This window comes from Streptomyces sp. NPDC086777 (assembly GCF_040702065.1).
Lineage (GTDB): Bacteria > Actinomycetota > Actinomycetes > Streptomycetales > Streptomycetaceae > Streptomyces.
This window is the reverse complement of record NZ_JBFBJI010000002.1, coordinates 218,824-243,370: the sequence shown is the minus strand read 5'-3', so window position 1 is coordinate 243,370 and position 24,547 is coordinate 218,824. Positions and strand designations below refer to the sequence as shown.

Below are 24,547 nucleotides of genomic sequence, written 5' to 3'. Positions count from 1 at the left end.
AGGCTGGGGGAGGCACCCCGCCAACGCGGGCGAGTGAGACCGTTGCGCCAACCCCGGGCTCGACACCGCCGAAATCCGCCGTACCGGCTGAGCGCCGTCGCGGCGCAGAAGAACGAAGTGAGCGGGCGGCAACAGCAGGACCCGCAAGCCATTCAGCCTGCGGGTCCTTCAGTCGCGTCGGCCGGAGCCGCGCAGCGTCACGCCGCCTTGGGGGCGTTCACGTCCGACGGCAGCGCCTTCTGGGCCACCTCGACCAGCGCGGCGAACGCGTTGGCGTCGTTGACGGCGAGCTCCGCCAGGATCTTGCGGTCGACCTCGACGTTCGCGGCCTTCAGACCCTGGATGAAGCGGTTGTAGGTGATGCCGTTGGCGCGGGCAGCGGCGTTGATGCGCTGGATCCACAGCTGACGGAAGTCGCCCTTGCGCTTCTTGCGGTCGTTGTAGTTGTAGACCAGCGAGTGGGTGACCTGCTCCTTGGCCTTGCGGTACAGGCGCGAGCGCTGACCGCGGTAGCCGGAGGCCGCCTCGAGGATCGCCCGGCGCTTCTTGTGGGCGTTGACTGCCCGCTTGACGCGTGCCACTTGTTAACTCCTTGTAGCGGGGCCACGGTTGGACTCACGCGGCCCGGAAACGACTGGGTCCCGGTTGCTCTGACTCAGGGCGCGGCGAGGCGCCCGCGTGTCACTTGCCGAGAAGCTTCTTGATCTTCGCGGTGTCACCCGGGGCCATCTCGGCGTTGCCGGTGAGGCGACGCGTCACACGGGACGACTTGTGCTCGAGCAGGTGGCGCTTGCCGGCGCGCTCACGCAGGACCTTGCCGGAGCCGGTGACCTTGAAGCGCTTGCTGGCACCGCTGTGCGTCTTGTTCTTCGGCATAGCGCCGTTATCTCCTCGTCGGTGGCGTTCCGGTGCCCGGTCGCGAAAACCGGGCACGGTGGAACGTCGCTCTTGATATCGGTTACGACCTGGGGCTCGCGCCCCTGGTGCTGACCTGGGGCGTTACCCCCGGGATCACGCCTCGACGTGCTCCTCAGCAGGCACCTCGACCTCGGCGGACTCAGCCTCGGCCTCGTGCTCGGCAGGGTTCTGCGAGCGGCCGGGATTGGCCTTCGCATCGGCCTTGCGGGCCTCCTGCGCCTGACGAGCCTCGGCCATGGCCTCGGTCTTCTTCTTGTGCGGACCGAGAACCATGATCATGTTCCGGCCGTCCTGCTTCGGGTTCGACTCCACGAAACCGAGGTCCTGGACGTCCTCCGCGAGACGCTGCAGCAGTCGGTAGCCCAGCTCGGGCCGGGACTGCTCGCGACCACGGAACATGATCGTGATCTTGACCTTGTCGCCCTGCTTGAGGAACCGGACGACGTGACCCTTCTTGGTGTCATAGTCGTGCGGGTCGATCTTCGGCCGGAGCTTCATCTCCTTGATGACCGTGTGCGCCTGGTTCTTGCGCGCCTCACGGGCCTTCATGGCCGACTCGTACTTGAACTTCCCGTAGTCCATGAGCTTGCACACGGGCGGACGGGCGTTCGCCGCGACCTCGACCAGGTCCAGGTCGTACTCCTGCGCAAGCTCCAGGGCCTTAGCGAGCGGGACGATGCCCACCTGCTCGCCACTGGGACCGACAAGTCGCACCTCGGGAACGCGAATCCGGTCGTTGATGCGGGGCTCGGCGCTGATGGATCCTCCTCGGTAGCACCACGCGACGGCCTGGCGGGCAGCCGCGTAACGTCTGTTTTCGTAAGACCTAACCGCGCCGAAGCACAAAAAATGCCCCGGACGATCACAGGCGGGGCTCCTCGAACTACCGGAACACCGCCGCGAGGGCCGCGGGGCGCAGAATCGGACGGAACGCCGTCGCCGTGAAACGGCGAAGCGACCGTCTGACCGGTGACCCGCCGCCCAGGGGGCGGTCAGGTGGGAGTTCGAAGCCTCCACTTGTGGGCCGGTTCAGCTAGCGGTGAGGCATATCTGTCCGGCCGGTCGTCACACCAGGCTAGCAGCAAAGCCCGGACGGGGCTAATTGAGACGACCCGGGGCTAGGTGAGAGGCTCCGCACCCCTGCGCCTATCGTGTGGAGCATGAGTGAGACGCCCCTTCCCGGCCCCGGTGACGCCGGACAGCCCGACTTCGACGAGATGACCCGCGACATCGCCGAGGTCCCCGCGGTCGAGGTGATCGTGACGGTCGCCGTCAACCTGATGAGCGCCGCGGCCGTGAAGCTCGGTCTGACCGAGGAGGGGGACAAGTACAAGGACCTGGACGAGGCCCGCAAGCTGGTCGCCGCCCTCGCCGGGCTGCTCGACGCGTCCGCGACCGAGATCAGCTCGTTCCACGCGGCCCCGCTGCGGGACGGCCTGAAGTCCCTCCAGCTGGCCTTCCGCGAGGCCTCGATCGTCCCCGACGAACCCGGCCAGGGCCCCGGCGAGAAGTACACCGGCCCGGTCTACGGCTAGCGGCCGGTCAGTCTCTTACGTACAAGGGCTCGCCCGGAGGCGTGGTCCCGGCCGGCAGCAGTGCCAGGTCGAGGCCGCGCACCAGGCGGGCCCGCAGTGTCTCGTCGGCGGCGAGCCGCTCGGCGACGGCCCGGGCGGCCTCCGCGGGCGGCGCCGCGGCCGGGTCGAGGACCAGTGCCAGCGTCCCGTCGGCCGCGCCGGGCCCGAGGTGGGCACGGAGCACGGCGGGCTCGGCGGCCACCGCGGCCCGGACAGCCCCGACCACGGCCGGGTCGGCGAGCGGGTCGGCGGTCGTACGCCCCTCGGCGAGGGCGAGCAGCGCGGCACCGGTCAGCTCGAACGGCACCGGCCCCGCCAGGTCCAGCACCACCGTGTCGGCCTTCTCGTGCGCGGCGGCCTGCAGCGCCTGGTGCAGGGGCACGGCGACGGGCCGGGCCGCCGGGTCCCAGCGGGCCAGCGACTCGGTGGAGGTGAAGGCCGGCAGTGCGGTGCGGCGGCCCGCCTTCAGGGTGGGGACGGCCATGTCACTGGTCTTCTCGCGGCGCAGCCCGCCCTCCCGTCGCCCGCCACCACCCTTCCAAGGAGCTTCGCGCCCCTCCCCACCGTCCTCCTCGACCTCGCCGAGCACGGCGACCACCGGCACCAGGAGCCGGGCGCCCTGCAGCGCCTCCAGGACCGGAGCCACCGCGCCGCGGTCCTCGGCCCAGGCGGCCAGCGCGGCGGCCAGCCGGGGGTCGGCGGAGCCGTCGTCGTCGGAGTAGCCGGAGTCGGGAATGTTCTTGTTCGCCACGGTCCCCGACCCTATCGGGGGGATGCTGCTGCGGTTGTGCGGCCCCCGAAACCGGCCCGACACGGCTTTCACGGGAATCTCAGATTTCCCTGACCTGGTTCTAACGTCCGGCAAACGGCTCGCACAGTCCCCGGCCCGAGCATCGCGGGCATGGAGTCCCCCAGAGCCACCCCAGGATCCCGTCGGGCCCGGCGCCGCGGCCGGCCCCGGCACCGGGTCCTTCTCTACGTCTGTCTCGCCACGGTCGCCGTCGTCGGGGCCACCGCGGCGGGGACCGTGTACGTGAAGGCGCACGCCCGCGACAACGACGTATCCTCGGCGGCGGCGCCGGCGCCGTCCTCCTCGGTCTCGGCCTCGGCGAGTGGGGAGGCATCGGTGGAACCCGTGACGGAGCCGGCCGTGGACCGGGACGCGCTGCTGGGTTCGGCGCTGGGGAGGGTGACCGTGCCGTCCGGGGCGAAGGTCTCGGCGGCCGTCCTCGACCTGGACTCCGGCGACAGCGCGGCCTACGGGGACTCGGCCTTCGACACCGCGAGCATCGTCAAGGTCGACATCCTGGCGGCGCTGCTGTTGCAGGCGCAGGACGCCGGCCGGCATCTGACGGTGGCGGAGAAGGCGTACGCCACGAAGATGATCGAGAACAGCGACAACGCGTCGGCGTCCCGGCTGTGGGAGGTCATCGGCGAGGCGGCGGGGCTGGACGCCGCGAACAAGCGGTTCGGGCTGACGTCGACCGAGGGCGGCGACGGGGCGCTGTGGGGGCTGACGCAGACCACCGCCGCCGACCAGCTCACCCTGCTCCAGCAGGTGTTCGGGGACGACTCGAAGCTGAGCGAGGCCTCGCGGGCATACATCCAGGGGCTGATGAAGACCGTCGAGTCGGACCAGCGGTGGGGGGTCTCGGCCGCCGCCGACGGTGCGCAGTACGCGCTGAAGAACGGGTGGCTGGCGCGGAGCACGACCGGGCTGTGGGACGTCAACAGCATCGGGCGGGTGACGGCGGGCGGGAGGGACTGTCTGGTGGCCGTGCTGTCGAAGGGGACCGTGAGCCAGGCGAAGGGGATCTCGTTGGTGGAGGCGGCGGCGAAGGCGGCGGTGGGGTCGTTCACGGAGTCCTCGCAGGCCTCGCAGGCCTCGGAGTCTGCGTCCGCTTCGGCTTCGCAGTAGGGGGAGGGTTCGCGGGCGGGTGCGGGTCCGCTGGGGGCGGGCGCGTTGCCCTCAGGGGGTTCTTCTGCGGCCTCGCCACAGCGCCACCGCCGCCACCAGCAGCACCCCGCCCGAGCCGCCGGCCAGTGGTGCCGCCCAGTCCGTCGCGCTGGTCGTCCTCGGCTCCGGGTCCGGGCCGGAGCCGAAGTACTTCTTACTGTAGGAAGCCGATGTCAGGTTCCGGGTCTTCAGCCCGGCCGCGGCCTTGATGGCGGCCGCCGGGTCGATCATGCCGAAGCCGCGGGAGTCGTCGCGACCGCCGGCCGGGGCGTCGCGGGCGGTGTCCTCCAGGAGTTTCTTGATCTGGGCCGGGGTGAGCCCGGGATGCGCGGCCTTGATCAGGGCGACGGCACCGGAGACGAAGGCGGACGCGGCACTGGTCCCCCAGCCCTCGTAGTACTTGTGGTCCGGGTCGGCGATGACGATGTCGACGCCGGGCGCGCTGACCGTGGCGTACCAGCGGCGGGTGGAGAACCCGGCGCGGGTGCCGAACTTGTCCACCGCGGTGGCGGCGATGACGCCCGGGTAGGCGGCCGGGTAGGAGATGTGGTCGCCCTTGTCGCCGCCGTTGCCGGCCGAGGCCACGACCACGACGTCCTTCTTCAGGGCGTACTGGATGGCCTCGTCCTCACTGGGCTCCGGGTGCGCCGAGTCGGAGTCGTCGCCGAGGGAGAGGTTGATGACGTCGGCACCGTGGTCGGCGGCCCAGCGGATGCCCTCGGCGAGGGCGTCGCCCCGGGTGGAGCGGGCCCTGGCGCGGGCGCTGTCGCCGTCTTCGAGGATGACCCGGACGGGGAGGATCCGCGCCTCGGGCGCGACCCCCATCACGCCGTCGCCGTTGCCGACGCCGTGGCCGTGACCGGCGATGATGCCGGCCATGGCGGTGCCGTGCCGGGCCCAGTCGCGGTCGCCAGGCCCGGCACCGAAGCCGATCATGTCCTTGGCGGCCAGGACGTTGCCGGCGAGGTCCGGGTGGTCGGCCTCGACGCCGGTGTCCAGGACGGCGACGGTGACGCCCTTGCCCTTGGTGGTGCGCCAGGCCTCGTCGAGGTGCAGGGCGGACAGGCCCCACTGCTGGGCGCGGATGCTGTCCGCGTACGCGGTCGTGGACGGCAGCAGGGCGAGCGAGCCGGCCAGCAGCAGGCTCACCGCGGCCCCGGTCGCGCGGCGCTTCATGAGGGCTTCTCCGTTGCCGTACCGACGATGTTCTGGCGCAGTCGCCGTTCGATGCGGTCGGCCAGGCCCTCCGCCTCGTTGCCGAGGCCGGCCTGGGCCGCGGCCGTGGTGGCACCGGACGCCTCGGCGTCGGCGGCGGGCTGCGGGGTGTCGACGGTACGGCCGTCGGCCCAGCCGGAGACGGCATAGGCGACGACCGGGGCGTCGGTGAGCACGGAGATCGTCCAGGAGGCGCGCTGGTGCGGGCCGAACCGCTCGGCCGCGGTGTTCTTCGCGGCGTACGGGAGGGGCAGCAGGTCGCTACGGCGGTCCAGGCGCTCGCTCGTGAACCGCTTGGCGAGGGCGGTCATGCCCGCCGGGTCGGCCTTGGTGAACAGCAGGCCGACGGTCGTCACATAGCTCTGGGTGGCGTCGGTGTAGGTGGCGCGGACCAGGCGCGAGCAGCCGACGGGTGCGAGGGCCTTGCGCAGCAGCGGGTCGAAGGCGCCGGAGCAGCCGCCGGCCGGGGCGACGGCGATCCGGGTCCAGGTGCGGTCGGCTCCGCCGGGGCCGGCGCCGGTGCCCTCCACGGTGCGCGGGAACAGCTCGTCGACGGGCACGTTGTGCCAGAGACCGGAGGCCGAGCTGTAGCTGGTCGCGGCGCTCGCGTCACCGCCGTCGTCGACGATCCAGCCGCCGGTCACCGCGCCGCCGATGAGGCCGAGGCCGAGGACCACGCAGGCGGCGGCCGCGACGGTACGGGGCGCCACGCGACCGGCCAACGACAGCCCCCGCCCACGCTCGTCGTACCCCTCGGGCTCACCGAAGGTGACAACGGGCCGCTCGCGGCCGGAAGTTCCCGCCGAGGCGGTCCAGGACATCGTGGGGTCCGGGGCGGGGGCGAAGGGGTGGGTCGGCGCGGCGGTGTCGCGGTAGGAGGGCGGGGCGGGAGCGGGAGACGGTACGGGGGCGGCGGCCGGACGAGCCGGGGCCGGAGCGGCCGGGGGCCGTGGCGGTACCCCGGCCGCCGGGCGGGCGGGCGCGTCGGCGGCCGGGACCGTCGCACCGGTCGCCGACGCGACGGCGGCACGCGGCTGGGCCCCGTCGTCCGTAAGTCCCACCGGACGCGGCGGACGGGAGGCGGCCGGGCCACCCGTCCGGGGCGGCACCTCGCCACCCGGGACACCGGCTGCCGGAGCCGTCGTCGGACGCGGCGGGGTTCCGGACGCCGGAGCGCCCCCCGGACGCGAGGGCCCGCCGGCAGCCGCGGGCCCGGCCGGGCGCGGAGGCGTACCCGATCCCGGAACGGTCGTCGGGCGCGAGGGCTCGCCGGGTGCGGCAGGCCCCGCGGGACGCGTGGGAACGCCGGTCGCCGCCGGAGCGGGTGCGGCGCCCGTCGCCGGCGGATTCGCGGGGCGCGCGGGCGCACGGCCCGGCGGCGGGCCGGCCGGGCGCGGTGGGGTGCCCACCGTCGGGGCGGCCGCGGGGCGCGGTGGAGTGCCGGCGGACGACGGCTGGGCCGGCCGTGGTGCCGGTGGGGCGGCCTTCGGGGGTCTCGTGGGGCGGGGCGGGGCGGTCGGGACGGGGAACGTCCGCATGTGCGGGCTCCACGCGCTGCCCGAGGCCGGCATGCCGACGGCGGTGGCCGGGTAGTCGCCGCGCGGCGGGTCGAGCCGCCCGGGTCCGGACGTACCCGACGTGCCCGACGTACGGGGCGTGCCCGACATACCTGCGGTGGTGTCGCCCGACGGCGCGGGCGGGTTGCCCGGGCTCGCGGGCGGCGTGCCCGGGCTCGCGGCCGACGGCCCCGCGGCGGCTCGGCGCTCGTCCGGCTCCGGTGCCGGCTTCGGCTCCCCCGCCGCGCGAAGGGGGCGCGGCGGCGCGGTCGGCGCCGACCCGGAATCCGTACGCCGGGGCGCCGGAGCGGAGCCGTACGAGAGCCGGAACGGCGCGGTCCGCCCGGTTTCCCGCCCGGTGGACGCGGGCGGTACGGCGCGGCCGGGGTCCCGGTCCGAGGACACCGGCGGTCCCCCTCGGCCGGTCTCGGCACCGGTGCCGCCACCGAAGAACGCGGAGGGCGCCGGCGGTGTGTCCGGGAAGCGGGCCGAGGCCGGTGGCGGGGGCGGGGGCGTCGCGGAGGCGTTGCGGGGCGGCTGGTCCTGTGGGGGCCGGAGACCGGGGTGGCGGGGCCGAACGATGCGCTCGGCGGACGTCGAACGGGCCACCGCCCGGTCCCCCGCACCCTGTTCGGCCTGCCCCACCGCACCGCCCCGACTCGTCCGGTCATCATGACTCTGCTGCCCGCCGGGCCGGCCCGGCAGCTGGTCCTGCCCGGTGGTCCCGGCCCCGCCGGTGGATACGTCCGGCCGCGGCGACCGGTTCATCCGGGCCGGCCGGTCGAAGAACCCGGGGCGCTCCACCGGGTGGGACGTGTCGGTGTCGGCCGTGGTCGGGGTGGAGCCACGGCTCGTCCCCCCGTTTCCCGGCCGCGCCGGGTCGGGTGTCGGCGCGGGCTCCCCGGTGGGCTCCGTCGGGGTGCGGTCGGGCGAGGGCCGTCCTGGGGTCGGGGCGTGCCGCGCTTCGCCGCTCATGCGCCCCCCGTTTCCTCGTGCCCGGGCCAACTTCTCGTGCGGGCCGTCGTGCTCCCCGGCGCGAAGGCGTCCGCCCCGGGCACGCATACCCGCACGCACGGATCCGCATCCCGGCGCGGGTCAGGCGGCCGGCTCGTACCGCCGTACGTGCGCGTCACTCTACGGGTTGTGCGAGCGCGAACGGCAACCAGTCCGGGGGCCCGCGGCATCTGCCCGGATCGTCCCCCTACCCTGCGGTAATCCTGTCTGGCAGGCTTCGTTCATGACTGCGCGCGCCGCCGACCGGGCCCGTTACGACCGGGCCACCGCCCACCTGGACGCCCCCCTCGCGATCGTGGACCTGGAGGCCTTCGACGCCAACGCGGACGACCTCCTGCGCCGGGCCGGCGGCAAGCCGATCCGGGTCGCCAGCAAGTCCGTGCGCTGCCGCCATCTGCTGGAGCGGGTGCTGGCGAAGGAGGGCTTCGCGGGGATCATGTCGTTCACGCTCGCGGAGTCGCTGTGGCTCGCGAGGTCGGGGTTCGACGACGTCCTGCTGGCGTACCCGTCCGCCGACCGGAGCGCGTTCGCCGAGCTGGCCGCCGATCCGAAGCTGGCCGCCGCCGTGACGGTGATGATCGACGACCCGGCGCACCTCGACCTGATCGACGCCGCCCGGGACGGCGGGGGCGAAGTGGTCCGGGTCTGCCTGGAGTTGGACACCTCGCTGAAGTTGTTCGGGGGCCGGGTGCGGGTCGGGGCCCGGCGCTCGCCGCTGCACTCCCCCGCCCAACTCGCCGACCTGGCCCGGACCGTGGCCCGACGGCCGGGCTTCAGGCTGGTCGGGATCATGGGGTACGAGGGGCACATCGCCGGGGTCGGGGACGACGTCGCCGGCCGGCCGCTGCGCTCGCGCGCGGTGCGGCTGATGCAGGCCACCGCCCGCCGTGAGCTGGCCGAGCGGCGCGGCGCGGTGGTGCGGGCGGTCCGGGCGGTGGCCCCGGACCTGGAGTTCGTCAACGGCGGCGGCACGGGCAGTGTGCAGACCACGGCGGCGGAGGACGCGGTCACCGAGATAGCGGCCGGGTCGGGTCTGTACGTGCCGCGTCTCTTCGACAACTACACGTCGTTCACCGGCCGTCCGGCCGCGCTCTTCGCCATGCCGGTGGTACGGCGCCCCGGTGTGGGGGTCGTGACCGTCCTCGGCGGCGGCTACCCGGCGTCGGGCGTCGCGGGCCCGGACCGGCTCCCGGTGCCGTACCTGCCCGAAGGGCTGTCGTACGACGCCCAGGAGGGCCCCGGCGAGGTGCAGACCCCGCTGCTCGGCTCGGCGGCGGACGACCTGCTGATCGGCGACAAGGTGTGGTTCCGGCACGCCAAGGCGGGCGAGCTGTGCGAACGGTTCGCGGAGCTGCAGCTGGTCGAGGGCGACCGGGTGACGGCGACGGTGCCCACCTACCGGGGCGAGGGTCACACCTTCCTGTGACCGGCTGACCGCTAACCGGCTGACCGCTGACCGCTAACCGGCCGACCGCTGACCGCCCGGCCGCCGGCCGACCGGGCGGATCCCGCTGGTGATCTTGTCCATGTCGGCCAGCGGCGGCCCGTCCGGGCCCGCGTCGAAGACGAACCGGACGACGACCGGGGCCGGCACGCCGGTGTCGGAGGGGAAGGCCAGGGACTGGACGTAGCCGCCGGGTCCGTCGGCCGTCCGGACCCGCCAGCGCACCAGGTAGCCGTCGCGGCCCGCGACCGCGACCCGGCCGGCTTCGACCACCTGGTGGGACCGTATGCCGCCGTAGGGCCGCCCGCCGCCGGGATCGCGGCCGTAGGCCGCCTCGGCCGCGTCGGGTACGTCCCGTTCGGCGACCGCGCGCGGGGAGGCGCCGTCTCCGCTGCCCGCCGTGCGGCTGATGACCTGGCCGTGGCGGCACCGGCCGGTGTGGGCCGGGCAGGCGTAGGTGCCGTCGGTGGTCATCACGACGTCGTCCTGGGCGAGGTAGGAGGAGCCGGTCCAGCCGGCCGGGACCGGCAGGGTGATGCCGTTGAGCTGGTCGACGACGAGGGCCGGGGGCGCCGCCGCACTGGGGGCGGCGCGGACCGTGGTCTCGGCCGCGCCGCTTGCCGCGTCGGTGCGCAGCACGGTCGCGCCGCAGACTATCGCCGTCGCCAGCACGGTCGCGGCGGACGTCAGCGCGACCGCCCTGGCCCGTCGGGACGCCCGCGCCGCCGGGGTGGCCGGCGCGGGCAGGCCGGACGGGCCGCGCCGGTGCTCGGTCCAGCCCCGTCCGTCCCACCAGCACTCCAGATGCGGGGCCTCGGGGTCGGCGTACCAGCCGGGCGGCGGCGTCATGCTCACTCCCGCACTGTAGGGCGGGGGTGGGGGTCCGTACACGGACTCCTAGAGGGGTGTGACGTACGCACCGGAGATCCCGCCGTCCACCAGGAAATCACTGGCGTTGACGAAGGACGAGTCGTCGCTGGCCAGGAAGGCGACGGCGGCGGCGATCTCCTCGGCCTCGGCGAACCGGCCGAGCGGGATGTGCACCAGGCGGCGGGCGGCCCGCTCGGGGTCCTTCGCGAACAGCTCCTGGAGGAGCGGGGTGTTGACCGGTCCCGGGCAGAGGGCGTTGACGCGGATGCCCTCCCGGGCGAACTGCACGCCCAGTTCACGGGACATGGCCAGGACTCCGCCCTTGGAGGCGGTGTAGGAGATCTGCGAGGTCGCCGCGCCCATCCTCGCCACGAACGACGCCGTGTTGATGATGGAGCCCCTGCCCTGCTGCCGCATGTAGGGGATGGCGGCCTTGCAGCACAGGTAGACGGAGGTGAGGTTGACCTCCTGGACGCGCTTCCAGGCCTCCAGTCCCGTCTCCAGGATGGAGTCGTCGTCGGGCGGCGAGATACCGGCGTTGTTGAAGGCGATGTCGACGCTGCCGTAGGTGTCGAAGGCGGTCTTGAACAAAGCGTCGACCTGTTCGGCGTCGGTGACGTCGACCTTCACGAAGAGCCCGCCGACCTCCTCGGCGGCGGCCTTGCCGCGGGTCTCGTCGACGTCGCCGCAGACGACGTTGGCGCCCTCGGAGGCCAGCCGCCGCGCGGTGGCGAGGCCGATGCCGCTGCCGGCTCCGGTGATGACGGCGGTACGGCCGACGAGCCGGCGGCAGACGATGTCAGGGGTCTCAGCGGTCACTGTGCGGGGCCCTCCGTGCTGATGAAGACGTTCTTGGTTTCGGTGAAGGCGGTGAGGGCGTCCGGGCCGAGCTCGCGGCCGATCCCCGACTGCTTGAAGCCGCCGAAGGGGGTCCAGTAGCGGACGCTGGAGTGGGAGTTGACGGACAGGTTGCCTGCCTTGACGGCCTGGGAGACGCGCAGGGCGCGGCCGACGTCACGGGTCCAGACGGAGCCGGAGAGGCCGTACTCGGTGGCGTTCGCGAGGCGGACGGCGTCGGCCTCGTCGTCGAAGGGAAGGACCACGGCGACGGGTCCGAAGACCTCCTCGGCGGCCACCCGTGCGTGCGGGTCGACGCCGGTGAGGACGGTCGGCGGGAACCAGAAGCCGGGGCCCTCGGGGGCCTTGCCGCGGATGCCGGGCGCGTCGGCGTCGACGTACGAACGGACCCGCTCCAGCTGGGCCCTGGAGATCAGCGGGCCCATGTCCGTCCGCTCGTCCGCCGGGTCGCCCACGGTGACGGACTCGACGGCGGGGGCCAGGAGTTCCAGGAAGCGGTCGTGGACGCTTCGTTGGACGAGGATGCGGGTGCGGGCGCAGCAGTCCTGGCCGGAGTTGTCCAGGAAGGACATGGGGGCCGCCGCCGCGGCGGCCTCGATGTCGGCGTCGGCGAAGACGAGGTTGGGGCTCTTGCCGCCCAGTTCGAGGGTGACGCGCTTCACCTGGTCCGCGCAGAGCGCCATGATGCGCTTGCCGACGCGGGTGGAACCGGTGAACACGATCTTGGCGACGCCGGGGTGGCGGACCAGGGCCTCGCCCGCGATGTCGCCGCGGCCCGGCAGTACCTGGAACAGGTGCTCGGGCAGGCCTGCCGTCAGGGCGAGTTCGGCGAGGCGCAGGGCGGTGAGCGGGGTCGTCTCGGCGGGCTTGAGGACGACCGCGTTGCCGGCCGCGAGGGCGGGCGCGGTGCCCCAGGCCGCGATGGGCATGGGGAAGTTCCAGGGGGCGATGACGCCGACCACCCCGAGGGGTTCGAGCAGGGTGACGTCGAGGCCGCCGGGGACCGGGATCTGGCGGCCGGCCAGCCGCTCGACTCCCCCGGCCGCGTAGTCGAGCAGGTCCCGGACGTTGCCCGCCTCCCAACGGGCGTTGCCGACGGTGTGCCCGGCCTCCCGGACCTCCAGCTGGGCGAGTTCCTCGCGGTGTTCGTCGACGGCGACGGCGAACCGGCGCAGCAGCCGCGCCCGTTCACCGGGCGCGAGCGCGGCCCACCGCTCCTGCGCCGGCGCGGCCCGGCGGACGGCGGCGTCGACGTCCGCCGCCACGGCCCCGGGGACGGTCGCGATCACCTCCTCGGTGGCCGGGTCGAGGACGTCGAGTCCGTACTCCTGCTGTTGCTGTTGCTGTTGCTGTTGCTGTTGCGACAAGGGGTGCCTCACATGCGTTCGAAGGAGCGGCGCAGCTCCCAGTCGGTCACCGCGGCGTCGAAGGCCTCCAGCTCGACGCGGGCCATGTTGCGGTAGTGCGCGACGACCTCGTCCCCGAAGGCGGCCTTGGCGACGGGGCTGTTCTCCCAGAGCTCGGCGGCCTCGCGGAGGGTCGTGGGGACGTGCGCGAAGTCGGCGGTGTAGGCGTTGCCGGGGCAGGCCTCGGGCAGTTCCAGCTGCTGCTCGATGCCGTACAGCCCGGCGGCCACCAGGCCCGCGACGGCGAGGTGCGGGTTGACGTCGCCGCCGGGCAGCCGGTTCTCGAAGCGCAGCGAGCGGCCGTGGCCGACGACGCGCAGCGCACAGGTGCGGTTGTCCTGGCCCCAGGCGACGGCGGTCGGGGCGAACGAGCCCGGCTGGAACCGCTTGTAGCTGTTGATGTTGGGGGCGTAGAGGAGCGAGAAGTCGCGGAGGGCGGCGAGCTGCCCGGCGAGGAAGTGCCGCATCACGTCGGACATGCCGTGCCCGTCGGGGGCGGCGAACACGTTGCGGCCGTCCGCGTCCGTCAGCGACAGGTGGATGTGGCAGGAGTTGCCCTCCCGCTCGTTGTACTTGGCCATGAAGGTGAGCGAGACGCCCTCCTGGGCGGCGATCTCCTTGGCGCCGGTCTTGTAGATCGCGTGCTGGTCGCAGGTGACCAGGGCCTCGTCGTAGCGGAAGGCGATCTCGTGCTGGCCGGGGTTGCACTCGCCCTTGGCGGACTCGACGGTCAGCCCGGCGCCCGCCATCTCGTTGCGGATCCGGCGCAGCAGGGGCTCGATCCGGCCGGTCCCCAGCACCGAGTAGTCGATGTTGTACTGGTTGACCGGGGTCAGCCCCCGGTAGTTGGCGTCCCAGGCCGCCTCGTAGGTGTCCTTGAACACGATGAACTCCAGCTCCGTACCGACCTGTGCGGTGTAGCCGAGTTCGGCGAGGCGCTCCAGCTGGCGGCGGAGGATCTGCCGGGGCGCGGCGACGACCGGGGAGCCGTCGTTCCAGGCGAGGTCGGCGATGAGCATCGCCGTGCCCGCGTTCCACGGCACGCGGCGGAGGGTGGAGAGGTCGGGGTGCATGGCGAAGTCGCCGTAGCCGCGGTCCCAGGAGGACATGGCGTAGCCGTCGACGGTGTTCATCTCCGTGTCGACGGCGAGGAGGTAGTTGCAGCCCTCGGTGCCGTGGCGCAGGACCTCGTCGAGGAAGAAGCGGGCGGCGAACCGCTTGCCCTGCAGCCGCCCTTGCATGTCGGGGAAGGCCAGGACGACAGTGTCGATCTCACCGCTCGCGACGAGGGTGTGCAGCTCCTCGACGCTCAACGGGGGTGTGCGGTCTGCCACGGGAGCTCCTTCGGCTGGCGATGTGCTGCTGCGGCCGGGCGGGGAGCTCTAAGGTATTGAAGAGAACCATTGCTTGGGAAGGGGGTACGGCCACATGTCGCTGGACGCGGACGGCGCCCTCGACGACCCGTTGACTCCGGTGCTGCGACCGGTACGGGCGGGCAACGGCTTCGAGGAGGCGCTGGAGCAGATCCTGCAGGTGGTCCGGCTGGGCCTGGTCCCGGGCGGCGGGCGGCTGCCCGCCGAGCGGGTGCTGGCGGAGCGGCTCGGGATCAGCCGGGTGACGCTCCGCGAGGTCCTGAAGGTGCTCCAGGACCAGGGTCTTGTGGAGTCCCGGCGCGGGCGGTACGGCGGGACGTTCGTGCTGCCGCGCACGGACGCCGGCGGCGAGGACGAGCTGCGGCGCCGGATCGCCGAGGTCGACATCGAGGACGTGCTGCGCTTCCGGGAGGTCCTGGAGGTGGGCGCGGCGGGTCTGTGCGCGGCGCACGGGCTGAGCGGCGAGCAGGCGCTCCGCCTCCGCGAGGCGCTGGCCCGCACCCACGAGGCGCCACTGGCGGACTACCGCCGCCTCGACACGCTGCTCCACCTGACGCTCGCCGAGCTGTGTGGCTCCCCCTCCCTGACCGCCCAGTACGCGGCGGTACGGGCCACGGTCAACGACCTCCTGGACTGCATCCCGCTGCTGGTCCGCAACCTGGAGCATTCGCAGCGCCAGCACATCGCGCTGGTGGAGGCGGTGCTGGACGGGGACGCGGACGGCGCGCGGGAGATGATGCGGGAGCACTGCGCGGGGACGGCTGCGCTGCTGCGGGGCTTTCTGGCGTAGCGGCCCCCGCGCGTGTCATAAAGGTACTCACGCACACCTTTGTGACTCGGGAGGGGTCCATGACCGGACGGCCACTGATCGGCGTGAGCACGTACCTGGAGGCCGGCACGCGCTGGGGCGTCTGGGAGCTGGAGGCGGCCCTGCTGCCGGCCGGCTACCCGCGCCTGGTGCAGCGGGCGGGCGGCCTCGCGGCGATGCTGCCGCCGGACGCCCCGGAACACGCGGCGGCGGCGGTGGCCCGGCTGGACGGCCTGGTGATCGCGGGCGGCCCGGACGTGGAGCCGGTCCGTTACGGCGCCGAGCCCGATCCGCGCACCGGGCGCCCGGCCAGGGCCCGGGACGCGTGGGAGCTGGCCCTCATCGACGCGGCGCTGGCCGCGGGGGTACCGCTGCTCGGGATCTGCCGGGGCATGCAGCTGCTGAACGTCGCGCTCGGCGGCACCCTGGTGCAGCACATCGACGGGCATGCGGAGGTACCCGGGGTCTTCGGCCGCCACCCGGTCAAGCCGGTCCCCGGCACGCTGTACGCCGGGGCGGTTCCCGAGGAGACTTCGGTACCGACCTTCCACCATCAGGCGGTGGACCGCCTCGGGGAGGGGCTGCTGGTGTCGGCGCACGCGGCCGACGGCACGGTCGAGGCGGTGGAACTGCCCGCCGAGCGCGGGTGGGTCCTCGGGGTGCAGTGGCATCCGGAGATGGGCGAGGACCTGCGCGTGATGCAGGCACTGATCGCCGCCACGTCGGAGTCCTGAGCGGGGTCTCCGCCCCCGCCGCCCCTGTCAGCCGCGGGTCAGGGTCAGCAGGTCGCGGGCCGGGCCGGTCGGGCGGTGGCCGGTGGGCCAGACGGCCCGCAGGTCGCGGTGCAGGGCGATGCCCTCCAGGGGGATGCCGACCAGCCGCCGCATCGACAGTTCCTCGCGCACCGCCAGCTCGCTGAGGACCGCGGGTCCCGCACCGCTGACCGCCGACGCCTTCACGGCCGTGGTCGAGGACAGTTCGATCAGCGGGCGGGCCAGGCCGCCCAACGCGGCGTCGAGGACCTGGCGGGTGCCGGAGCCGCGTTCGCGCAGGATCAGCGGGGTCGCCGCCAGTTCCGCCGCAGCTAGCGGGCGTCGGCGGCGGGCCCAGGGGTGGGCGGGGGCGACCACGACGATCAGCCGGTCGTGGGCTATCACCGCCGAGTCCAGGCCGTGCGGGACCGTCAGGCCCTCCACGAAGCCCAGGTCCGCCTCGTCCGCGAGCAGCCGTTCCGCCACCGCCGCCGAGTTGCCCGCGAGCAGGGACACGGCCGTGTCGGGGCGCTGGGCGCGCAGCGCGAGCAGCCACCCGGGGAGCAGGTACTCCGCGATGGTCATGCTCGCCGCGACCCGCAGCCGCGAGTCCCGCCGGTCCCGGAGCGCCTGGGTCCCCGCGTCGAAGGCCTCGGCCGCCTCCACCACCCGCCGCGCCCAGTCCGTCACCAGAGCCCCCGCGTCCGTGAGCCGGGAGCCGCGCGGTGAGCGGTCGACCAGGGCCACGCCCAGCTGCCGCTCCATGGACCGGATGCGGCTGCTGGCGGCGGGCTGGGTGATGCCGACCTCCCGCGCCGCCGCCCCGAGGCTGCCCAGCCGCGCCACCGCCAGCAGCAGCTCCAGCGCGCCGAGGTCCGGCACCCGGTGCGCCAGCGTGCCGCCGCCCGCCCGCTCCTCCGTCTCACTCATAAGACCAGCTTATGCCCCCATAGAAGCGGACTCCCTGGCCGCGGGCGTGCAGCGGCGGGACCGTGGAGCCATGGTCACCGCAGTCCGGCATCTCGGCCCCAACTGGTACGCGTCCGTCATGGGCACCGCGGCCCTCGCCCTCGGCGGCGCCGCGCTCGGCGCCGACGGCCCGCGCGAGCTGTTCACCGGCGTCTGGGCGCTGTCCCTGCTGCAGCTCCTGGTCCTGCTGGCCGCCCGTGCCCTGCACTGGGCCCACCACCGCGACCAGGCCCTCGCCCACCTCCGCGACCCCGCGGTCGCCCCCTTCTACGGCTGCCTGTCCATGGCGCTGCTCGCCGTCGGCGCCGGTGCCCTCGCCCTCGGGCGGGACTGGATCGGCGAACCGGCCGCCGTCGCGCTCGACTCCGTGCTGTTCGCCGCCGGCACCGCCGTGGGGCTCGTGGCCGCCGTCGCCGTGCCGTACCTGCTGGCCGTACGGCACCGGGTGGAGCCCGGTCAGGCCGCTCCGGCGTGGCTGCTGCCGCTGGTCGCGCCCATGGTGTCGGCCGCGGTGGGCCCGCAGCTGATCCCTCATCTGCCGTCCGGGCAGCCCCGCGAGGCCCTGCTCTACGGCTGCTTCGCGCTCTTCGGGCTGAGCCTGCTGGCCACGCTGCTGATGCTGACGCTCGTCTTCGCCCGGCTGGTCACCGCCGGCCCGCTGCCGCTCGCCCTGACGCCGACGATCTTCCTGGTGCTGGGTCCGCTCGGGCAGTCGACGACCGCGGTGGGCGCCTTCGCGGACCTCGCCCCCGGGGTCGTCCCGGCACCGTACGCGGCCGGCTTCGGCATCCTCGCCGTGCTGTACGGCGTCCCGGTCATGGGGTTCGCGCTGCTGTGGCTGGCGCTGGCGGCCGCGCACGTGGTGCGGGCCCGGCGGCACGGGATGCGGTTCGCCCTGACGTGGTGGGCCTTCACCTTTCCCGTGGGCACGTGCGTCACGGGCGCCGCCGCGCTGGGGCGGCACACCGGGTTCGCCGGCTACCACTGGCTGGCGGTGGGCCTGTACGGCCTGCTCGTCGCCGGCTGGCTCGCGGCGGCCTCCGGCACCGTGCGCGGGCTGCTCAGCGGTGAGCTGCTCGCAGCGCCTCGCCCAGCACCCGCGGCGCCTCGGCCAGTGACGGTCCGTACCACGTCAGGTGCCGTCCGCTGAGCAGTGCGCACGGCAGTCCGGGGAACGCCTCCGGGCCGTCGGCGGCGGTGAATCGGTAGGGCTCGTCCGGGAGGACGACCAGGCCGGGGGCCGCGTCGAGGAGTTCGTCGAGCGGGATGCGGGGGTAGCGCTCGGGGTGGTCACCGAAGAGGTTGCGTACGCCGAGCCGGGCCAGCACGTCACCCGCGAACGTGTTCCTGCCCAGGACCATCCACGGCCGCCGCCAGATCGGTACGACCGCCGCGGCAGAGGGCTCGGGCAGCGGCGCCGACCACGCCTGCTCCGCCTCGTCCAGCCAGCGGGGGCGGCCTTTCGCCCCGCAGGCGGCCAGGACCCGGGCCAGCTCCCGGAAGGCCTGCGGCACGTCCCGCACCTCCGTGACCAGTACCTCCACGCCGGCGGTGCGCAGGGCGTCCAGGTCGGGGGCGCGGTTCTCCTCCTCGTTGGCGATCACCAGCTCGGGGGCGAGGGCGAGGATGCGGTCGAGGGCGGGGTTCTTGGTGCCGCCGACGCGGGTGAGGTCGAGGCCGGCAGGGTGGGTGCACCAGTCCGTGGCGCCGACAAGGACGTCGGGGAGCGTCTCCGCGATCGCCTCGGTGAGGGAGGGGACCAGGGAGATTACGCGCCGTGGTCCTGTGCGGGGACGTTGTGGCTGGTCGCGCCCACGCGGCGCGGGCCGCATATCGAATTCGGCCCCGCGCTCCGTTCGCGACGCTTCACCGCTGGCGATCGTGGACTGCCTCGATGTGCTCCGCCACGGCGACCACGACGACCCGGGTGTCCGGGACCGTCGCGCGCCAGCGGTGGCGGACCCCGCCGGTGAGGTAGAGGGTGTCGCCGCGGCCGAGGCGGTAGGCGCGACCCTCGGCCTCGACCTCCACGGCGCCGTCGACGACGTACATCAACTCGTCGTTGCGGTGCCGGAATTCGCGGCCGGCGTCGTGGTCGCCGGTGAACTCCGAGGCGTGCAGCTGGTGGTGACCGCGGACCAGGGAACGCACCCGGGGCGCGAAGTCCGGCTCGGTGGCGTCGTCGGCGCGCACGACGTCGACGCTGCACGCCGGGTCGGCGGCGGCGAGGAGTTCGACGGCCGTGGTGCGCAGGGCGTCGGCGAGCTTCTCCAGGGAGGTGCGGCTGGGGCGGGCCCTGTCGTTCTCGACCTGGCTCAGGAAGGGCACCGACAGGCCGGTGCGTTCGGCGACGACGGCGAGGGTGAGTTCCAGCGCGCGGCGGCGCCGCCGGACTGCCGCGCCCACCCGCACGGGCTGCTGGTCTTTGTGGTCGCCCATGGCTCCGGCCCCCTCCTTCGCTCGTCGTTCCGTCCTTCGGGTGCCCGGTTCGGGCCGGGCCCCTCCTGATGGGTTCTCTGCACCCTACGCATGTTCGGCAAACCGTTTCAGGCGGCCGTCACATCCCCGTCACGTCCGGTGAGCGCGACCCTCACGGTTCGCGCCAGTGCACGGGCTCGCCGGACCCACCGGGCGCGGGCTCCTCCCCCGCGACGAACACGCCGCCCGGGAGGGCCGGGCGGCCGTCGGAGTCGGTCAGCAGTGCGGCCGGCGGATCCGCGGCGGCGCGGCCGCCCGCGGGGTACGCGCTCCGTCAGAACGCGGGGGCGCCTGTGGACTTCAGTGCCCGGACGGTCGCCGATGTTCCCGGCGGTGCCCCGGACGAGGAGTGCCTGGTCGGGGCCGTGCTCCGGGCGGGACCTGCGGACGGGGAAGTCCCGGGGGGCGGCGCGGAGTTGCGGCCCGCTCCTCGGTGTCTCAGCGGATCACGGCGCGGCCGGGGTGGCCTCGGCGCACGTGGACGGGGCGGAGAACGCGTCGAACACATGGTCGGACGTTCCGGCCGCAGGACGGAACGTCCTGGGCAGTGCCGTAGCGCTATGTGGTTGGCCGGATCCTTTTCGTAGGTGCGGGCCGCCACACCGGCCGGGCGCTGTCGGTGCCGTACGGCATGATGCCTGGCGTGACCGCACGACTGATGCTTCTCGACACCGCCTCGCTGTACTTCCGCGCCTACTTCGGCGTCCCGGACTCCGTGCGGGCGCCGGACGGTACGCCGGTGAACGCCGTGCGCGGGCTGCTGGACTTCATCGACCGGCTGGTCAAGGACCACCGGCCGGACCTGCTGGTGGCCTGCATGGACGCGGACTGGCGGCCGCAGTGGCGGGTCGACCTCATCCCCTCCTACAAGGCGCACCGGGTCGCCGAGGAGCGCGCGTCGGGGCCGGACGAGGAGGAGGTGCCGGACACCCTCTCCCCGCAGGTGCCGGTCATCGAGGAGGTGCTGGACGCGCTCGGCATCGCCCGGGTCGGGGTCGCCGGATACGAGGCCGACGACGTGATCGGCACCTTCACCGCGCGCGCCGCGGGTCCGGTGGACATCGTCACCGGCGACCGCGACCTCTACCAGCTGGTGGACGACGCGCGCGGGGTGCGGGTGCTGTACCCGCTCAAGGGCGTCGGCACGCTGCAGATGACGGACGAGGCGTGGCTGCGCGAGAAGTATGGCGTGGACGGAGGCGGGTACGCGGACCTGGCGCTGCTGCGCGGCGACCCGAGCGACGGACTGCCGGGGGTGCCGGGCATCGGCGAGAAGACGGCCGCGAAGCTCCTCGCCGAGTTCGGCGACCTGGCCGGGATCATGGCCGCGGTCGACGACCCGAAGGCGAGGCTCACGCCGTCGCAGCGCAAGCGGCTGGACGAGGCCCGGCCGTACGTCGCCGTGGCGCCGAAGGTGGTCCGGGTCGCCGGTGACGTACCGCTGCCGGAGGTCGAAACGGCTCTGCCGAAGGCCCCGCGGGACCCCGCCGGGCTGGACGCCCTCGCCGCCCGCTGGGGCCTGGGCGGCTCGCTGAGCCGCCTGCTGACGACGCTGGCAGTCTGACCGCCGCCGGCCCGGAGGGAATCCCCGAGGGAATTGTTCCGGCAAAACCCGCTCAGCAAGTGTTCATGGAAGAGGTGTTCACTGCGAAAGAGGTGCTAACTTAGGTAAACCTAACCAGTTGAGCAGGGAGGCCGGTCATGGCGGAGCGCCCGGAACGTAAACCGCGTAAGCCCCATTCCGCTCAGGTGGTGCGCACCGAACGGCTGAGCCCGCACATGCAGCGCGTGGTTCTCGGCGGTGAGGGGCTGGCCGGTTTCGCCGCGGACACCTGTACCGATCATTACGTGAAACTCCTCTTCGGGCCGGCGGGCGTCACCTATCCGGAGCCCTTCGACGTGGAGCGGATCCGGGCCGAGTTCCCGCGCGAGCACTGGCCGGTGACCCGGACCTACACCGTGCGCTCCTGGAATCCCGAACTCCGGGAGCTGTCCCTGGACTTCGTGGTGCACGGCGACGAGGGCCTGGCCGGGCCGTGGGCCTGCCGAGTCCAGCCCGGCGAGACCGTGCACTTCATGGGCCCCGGCGGTGCCTACGCCCCCGACAGGGAGGCCGACTGGCATCTGCTCGCCGGTGACGAGAGCGCGCTGCCCGCGATCGCCCGGTCCCTGGAGTCGCTGCCGGCCGGGGCGAAGTCGTTCGCCTTCGTCGAGATCTCCGGCCCCGAGGAGGAGCAGAAGATCGACTCCGACGTGGAGGTCGTCTGGCTGCACCGGGGCGAACGGCCGGTCGGTGAGGCCCTGGTCGCGGCCGTACGGGCGCTGGACTTCCCGGAGGGCCGGGTGCACGCCTTCGTGCACGGCGAGGCGAGCTTCGTGAAGGAGCTGCGGGCGCTGCTGCGCGTGGAGCGCCAGATCCCGCGCGAGGACCTGTCGATCTCCGGCTACTGGCGGCTCGGGCACAACGAGGACGGCTGGCAGGCCTCCAAGCGTGAGTGGAACGCCCGGATCGAGGCGGAGCAGGAGGGCGGCGCCGCCGCGGCCTGACCGGACCGGCCACCCCCGGACCGGCCGCACGAGTACCGGCCACCCGCGGAGCGGCGGCACAAGGACCGGCCGCACGCGGACCCGCGGCACCCGGACCGGCGGCACCTCACGAGGGGTGCCGCCGTCCGTCGTCGGTCACGTCGACCGCCGGTACCACGCGCCGGTCACACGGCCCGCGAGCACCGCATGCCGGTCACACCGACCGCTGGTACGACCTGAAGGTCCTGATCGACAGCCACACGGCCGCCACCGCGAGCGCCAGCAGCGCCCCGCCGCGGCCGAGCACCGCACCCCAGTCGGGGTCCGCCGACAGCGCCGAACGGCTCGCCACCATCGCCCAGTTGAGCGGGTTGAAGTCGGCGATGTGCCGCATCCAGCCGGGCATCTGGGACGGTGCCATGAAGGCGCTGGACAGGAAGGTCAGCGGGAGCAGCAGGAAGGTGTTGATCCCGATGATCGACTCCCGCTCGCGCACCAGCATGCCGAGCGCGTTGGACAGCGCACCGAAGATCGTGCCGAGCAGTACCGCGGAGACCAGCAGGACGGCCACGCCGCCGATCCCGCCCGGGTAGTCGGCGCCGCCCAGCAGGCCGAGCAGCACGATGATCAGCGACTGGCCGGCGGTGACCAGGCCGTTGTTCACCACGTTGCCGTTCATCAGGGCGGCCCTGCTGACCGGCGTGGTCAGGAAGCGGTTGAGGGTGCCGCGCTGGATCTCCTCCAGGGTGCCCATGCCGGCCCACATGTTGGAGCTGAGGGCACTCATCACGACCACGCCCGGCACCAGGTAGTCGAGGTAGGAGGTGGTGCCGAAGCCGCCCAGCTCGACCACCTTCCTGAAGAGGTTGCCGAACAGGAACAGCCAGATCACCGGCTGGATCAGGGTGATGACGGCGAACGCGGGCTGCCGGGCGAACACCACCAGCTGACGCTGGGTCATGTACCAGGTCTGGGAGACGGCGTTGCTCATCGGGCACCTCCGGCCAGGGCGAGGGAGCCGGAGTCGGTGGCGTCGGCCTCCGCGTAGCGGCGTCCGGCGTAGCGCAGGTAGACGTCGTCGAGGGAGGGCCGGGCGACGGTCGCGGCGACCACGGTCACCCCGGCCCGCTCCAGGGCGGCCAGCAGCGCCGGCATCGCGGTGGCCCCGTCGTCGGCGCGGGCGCTGATCCGGCGCCCGTCGAACTGTGCCTCGTGCACGCCCGGCAGTCCGGTCAGCGCGCCCGTGAGCAGGGTGCGGCCGGCTTCCCCGGGCGCCTCGCGCAGTTCCACGTGGACGGCGTCGCCGCGCAGTTCGCCCTTGAGGGAGTCCGGGGTGCCCTCGACCACGACCCGGCCGCGGTCGACGATCGCGATCCGCTCGGCGAGCCGGTCGGCCTCCTCCAGGTAGTGCGTGGTGAGCAGGATGGTCAGGCCCTCCTGGCCGGCCAGCCGGTCGATCTCGTCCCACATCGCGGTGCGGGCCTCGGGGTCGAGCCCGGTGGTGGGCTCGTCGAGGAAGAGCACCTCGGGACGGTGGACCAGGCCGAGAGCCACGTCGAGCCGGCGCCGCATGCCGCCGGAGTAGCCCTTGACCTGGCGGCCTGCGGCCTCGCTGAGGGTGAAGCGGTCCAGCAGCTCGTCGACCCGGCGGTTCAGCCCGGCCCCGCGCAGGCCGTAGAGCCGCCCCTGGAGCTGGAGGTTCTCCCGTCCGGTGGCGACGGGGTCGGCCCCGGAGTTCTGGGCGACCACGCCGATCGCGCGGCGCACCCGATCGGGGTGGCGCAGCACGTCGTGCCCGGCCACGGTCGCGGTGCCCGAGTCGGGGCGGGCCAGGGTGGTGAGGATCTTGACGGTGGTGGACTTGCCGGCGCCGTTGGGCCCGAGGAGCCCGAAGACGGTGCCGGGTTCCACCGTGACGTCCATGCCGTTCAACGCGGTGACGTCGCCGGGATAGGTCTTGACCAGCTGACGCGCCTGCACTGCGGGCGCACGGGTGTTCATGACAGGGCTCTCCTGAATGAGCGGATGACAGCTGATCCGCCTGAGGAGCACCGGGCTATCCTGGGTGTGCCGCACCTCGATCGCCCGGATCTGCCTCACGGCGGGTTCAGCTCGGGGTTCGAGACCCTGGCGGGGCTGCTGCAACAGCTCCGCCGGGGTCTGTTTCTGTTACGGGTCCGCCTCCGTGAACTCCGGCGGGAACTCGCCGGTCTCGTGGTACCGGCGCCAGCCCTCGACGCCCGGCAGCGAACCGTCCTGCATCTCCCGCACGAAACCGCGGACCCATCGGGCCTGCGCCTCCAGCATGTGCAGGTGGTATTCGACCTCGACGACGAAGAGTCGGGGCAGTGTCTCGTGCAGCTTCTCCAGCACGGCCCGGCCGCCGGTGACCTCGACCTCCAGGGTGCTGAGCCGCTCCTCCAGCAGGCGCTCGACCTCGTCCGGCGGCAGGGCGCCCATCAGCGAGAGCGCCGTCTCGAAGATCGGGTACTCCTTCACCGGGACGGCCATGAGGTCGGACAGCCAGTGGACCGTCTCGTCACGCCCGGCGTCGGTGATGCCGTAGACCGTGCGCTCCGGGCGGTTGCCCTGCCGCTCCACGTCGGCCACCTCGACGAAGCCGTGCTTCTCCAGGTTCTGCATGACCGTGTAGAGCGAGCCGTAGTTGATCCGGGTGCTGGTGTCCTTGCCCTGACGGCGCATGGTCTGGGCGATCTCGTACGGGTGCATCGGCCCCTGCAGGAGGGTCGTCAGCACGACGAGCGCCAGAGGATTGCTGAGCTTGCGCCGCTTCACCGCCATGCCGACCACCTCGCTTCCGAATATCCG

At 73.5% G+C, this 24,547-nt stretch carries 24 protein-coding genes; 8 read left to right on the top strand and 16 right to left on the bottom strand.

The features are described from left to right. Positions 1-197 precede the first annotated feature (197 nt). The 3 genes from rplT to infC form a co-directional block, all read right to left on the bottom strand. Positions 198-581 (bottom strand): 50S ribosomal protein L20, encoded by a 384-nt coding sequence (gene rplT / locus AB0472_RS03670; protein ID WP_020938960.1) that lies wholly within the window; start codon positions 579-581, stop codon positions 198-200. Between the two features lie 100 nt (positions 582-681). Next, a complete protein-coding gene (rpmI, locus tag AB0472_RS03665; RefSeq protein WP_046726698.1) occupies positions 682-876 on the bottom strand; it encodes a 50S ribosomal protein L35 in 195 nt (64 codons plus the stop codon). Positions 877-1,011: 135 nt separating this feature from the next. Beyond that, positions 1,012-1,677 (bottom strand): translation initiation factor IF-3, encoded by a 666-nt coding sequence (gene infC / locus AB0472_RS03660; RefSeq protein WP_366353457.1) that lies wholly within the window; start codon positions 1,675-1,677, stop codon positions 1,012-1,014. Positions 1,678-2,078: 401 nt separating this feature from the next. On the opposite strand from infC, the gene AB0472_RS03655 reads away from it, so the two are divergent. Then, a complete protein-coding gene (locus AB0472_RS03655; protein ID WP_352366393.1) occupies positions 2,079-2,453 on the top strand; it encodes a DUF1844 domain-containing protein in 375 nt (124 codons plus the stop codon). Between the two features lie 7 nt (positions 2,454-2,460). Here the strand turns inward: AB0472_RS03655 and AB0472_RS03650 are convergent, their stop codons facing one another. Continuing rightward, the gene (locus AB0472_RS03650) at positions 2,461-3,243 is read right to left on the bottom strand and encodes an SseB family protein (RefSeq protein WP_366353060.1); all 783 of its coding nucleotides are present in this window, start codon (positions 3,241-3,243) and stop codon (positions 2,461-2,463) included. A 150-nt stretch (positions 3,244-3,393) separates the two neighbouring features. Between AB0472_RS03650 and AB0472_RS03645 the strand changes: the two genes are divergently transcribed. Then, on the top strand, positions 3,394-4,410 hold the full coding sequence (locus tag AB0472_RS03645) for a serine hydrolase (protein WP_366353058.1): 1,017 nt from the start codon (positions 3,394-3,396) through the stop codon (positions 4,408-4,410). 51 nt (positions 4,411-4,461) lie between these two features. On the opposite strand, the gene mycP is transcribed toward AB0472_RS03645, so the two are convergent. Together mycP and AB0472_RS03635 are read right to left on the bottom strand one after the other, a co-directional pair. Continuing rightward, positions 4,462-5,625 (bottom strand): type VII secretion-associated serine protease mycosin, encoded by a 1,164-nt coding sequence (gene mycP / locus AB0472_RS03640; protein WP_366353057.1) that lies wholly within the window; start codon positions 5,623-5,625, stop codon positions 4,462-4,464. Continuing rightward, positions 5,622-6,725 carry a hypothetical protein gene (locus AB0472_RS03635; protein ID WP_366353055.1) on the bottom strand — a complete coding sequence of 368 codons (1,104 nt, stop codon included), beginning with the start codon at positions 6,723-6,725 and terminating at the stop codon, positions 5,622-5,624. The genes mycP and AB0472_RS03635 overlap by 4 nt, the downstream gene beginning before the upstream one ends. A gap of 1,732 nt (positions 6,726-8,457) precedes the next feature. On the opposite strand from AB0472_RS03635, the gene AB0472_RS03630 reads away from it, so the two are divergent. Further along, on the top strand, positions 8,458-9,660 hold the full coding sequence (locus AB0472_RS03630) for an amino acid deaminase/aldolase (RefSeq protein ID WP_366353054.1): 1,203 nt from the start codon (positions 8,458-8,460) through the stop codon (positions 9,658-9,660). A gap of 33 nt (positions 9,661-9,693) precedes the next feature. Here the strand turns inward: AB0472_RS03630 and AB0472_RS03625 are convergent, their stop codons facing one another. From AB0472_RS03625 to AB0472_RS03610, 4 genes are read right to left on the bottom strand one after another with little or no spacing between them, the layout of a single operon-like run. Further along, positions 9,694-10,527 (bottom strand): DUF2510 domain-containing protein, encoded by an 834-nt coding sequence (locus AB0472_RS03625; RefSeq protein ID WP_366353455.1) that lies wholly within the window; start codon positions 10,525-10,527, stop codon positions 9,694-9,696. A gap of 48 nt (positions 10,528-10,575) precedes the next feature. Further along, positions 10,576-11,367 (bottom strand): 3-oxoacyl-ACP reductase, encoded by a 792-nt coding sequence (locus AB0472_RS03620; RefSeq protein WP_366353052.1) that lies wholly within the window; start codon positions 11,365-11,367, stop codon positions 10,576-10,578. Then, complete coding sequence (locus AB0472_RS03615) at positions 11,364-12,773, bottom strand: aldehyde dehydrogenase family protein (protein ID WP_366353050.1); 1,410 nt, start codon at positions 12,771-12,773, stop codon at positions 11,364-11,366. Before AB0472_RS03615 ends, AB0472_RS03620 begins: the two co-directional genes overlap by 4 nt. 8 nt (positions 12,774-12,781) lie before the next feature. Further along, complete coding sequence (locus AB0472_RS03610; protein WP_366353048.1) at positions 12,782-14,146, bottom strand: glutamine synthetase family protein; 1,365 nt, start codon at positions 14,144-14,146, stop codon at positions 12,782-12,784. A gap of 94 nt (positions 14,147-14,240) precedes the next feature. Here AB0472_RS03610 and AB0472_RS03605 point away from each other — a divergent pair, with 94 nt between their 5' ends. After that, positions 14,241-14,975, top strand: coding sequence for an FCD domain-containing protein (locus tag AB0472_RS03605; protein ID WP_366353046.1), 735 nt, complete (start codon positions 14,241-14,243; stop codon positions 14,973-14,975). A 59-nt stretch (positions 14,976-15,034) separates the two neighbouring features. Next, complete coding sequence (locus AB0472_RS03600) at positions 15,035-15,727, top strand: gamma-glutamyl-gamma-aminobutyrate hydrolase family protein (RefSeq protein WP_366353044.1); 693 nt, start codon at positions 15,035-15,037, stop codon at positions 15,725-15,727. A gap of 27 nt (positions 15,728-15,754) precedes the next feature. Here AB0472_RS03600 and AB0472_RS03595 read toward each other — a convergent pair whose 3' ends face one another. Then, on the bottom strand, positions 15,755-16,675 hold the full coding sequence (locus AB0472_RS03595; protein WP_366353042.1) for a LysR family transcriptional regulator: 921 nt from the start codon (positions 16,673-16,675) through the stop codon (positions 15,755-15,757). Positions 16,676-16,745: 70 nt separating this feature from the next. On the opposite strand from AB0472_RS03595, the gene AB0472_RS03590 reads away from it, so the two are divergent. Further along, on the top strand, positions 16,746-17,864 hold the full coding sequence (locus AB0472_RS03590) for a TDT family transporter (RefSeq protein WP_366353040.1): 1,119 nt from the start codon (positions 16,746-16,748) through the stop codon (positions 17,862-17,864). Here the strand turns inward: AB0472_RS03590 and AB0472_RS03585 are convergent. Then, positions 17,776-18,546, bottom strand: a complete 771-nt coding sequence (locus AB0472_RS03585) for a helical backbone metal receptor (RefSeq protein WP_366353038.1) — start codon at positions 18,544-18,546, stop codon at positions 17,776-17,778. The two genes, AB0472_RS03590 and AB0472_RS03585, sit on opposite strands and share 89 nt — an antisense overlap. Positions 18,547-18,580: 34 nt before the next feature. Then, positions 18,581-19,153 carry an XRE family transcriptional regulator gene (locus tag AB0472_RS03580; RefSeq protein ID WP_366353037.1) on the bottom strand — a complete coding sequence of 191 codons (573 nt, stop codon included), beginning with the start codon at positions 19,151-19,153 and terminating at the stop codon, positions 18,581-18,583. 673 nt (positions 19,154-19,826) lie between these two features. Here AB0472_RS03580 and AB0472_RS03575 point away from each other — a divergent pair. Then, entirely contained in the window at positions 19,827-20,756 is a 930-nt protein-coding gene (locus AB0472_RS03575; RefSeq protein WP_366353453.1) for a 5'-3' exonuclease, read from the top strand. A 137-nt stretch (positions 20,757-20,893) separates the two neighbouring features. After that, positions 20,894-21,739, top strand: a complete 846-nt coding sequence (locus tag AB0472_RS03570; protein ID WP_366353035.1) for a siderophore-interacting protein — start codon at positions 20,894-20,896, stop codon at positions 21,737-21,739. Between the two features lie 193 nt (positions 21,740-21,932). Here the strand turns inward: AB0472_RS03570 and AB0472_RS03565 are convergent, their stop codons facing one another. The 3 genes from AB0472_RS03565 to AB0472_RS03555 all read right to left on the bottom strand — a co-directional run bounded on the left by AB0472_RS03565 (position 21,933) and on the right by AB0472_RS03555 (position 24,520). Further along, on the bottom strand, positions 21,933-22,709 hold the full coding sequence (locus tag AB0472_RS03565) for an ABC transporter permease (protein WP_351958891.1): 777 nt from the start codon (positions 22,707-22,709) through the stop codon (positions 21,933-21,935). After that, positions 22,706-23,719 carry an ATP-binding cassette domain-containing protein gene (locus tag AB0472_RS03560; RefSeq protein ID WP_366353033.1) on the bottom strand — a complete coding sequence of 338 codons (1,014 nt, stop codon included), beginning with the start codon at positions 23,717-23,719 and terminating at the stop codon, positions 22,706-22,708. Before AB0472_RS03560 ends, AB0472_RS03565 begins: the two co-directional genes overlap by 4 nt. Positions 23,720-23,887: 168 nt before the next feature. Continuing rightward, entirely contained in the window at positions 23,888-24,520 is a 633-nt protein-coding gene (locus AB0472_RS03555; protein WP_366353031.1) for a PadR family transcriptional regulator, read from the bottom strand. Between the last annotated feature and the right edge of the window lie 27 nt (positions 24,521-24,547).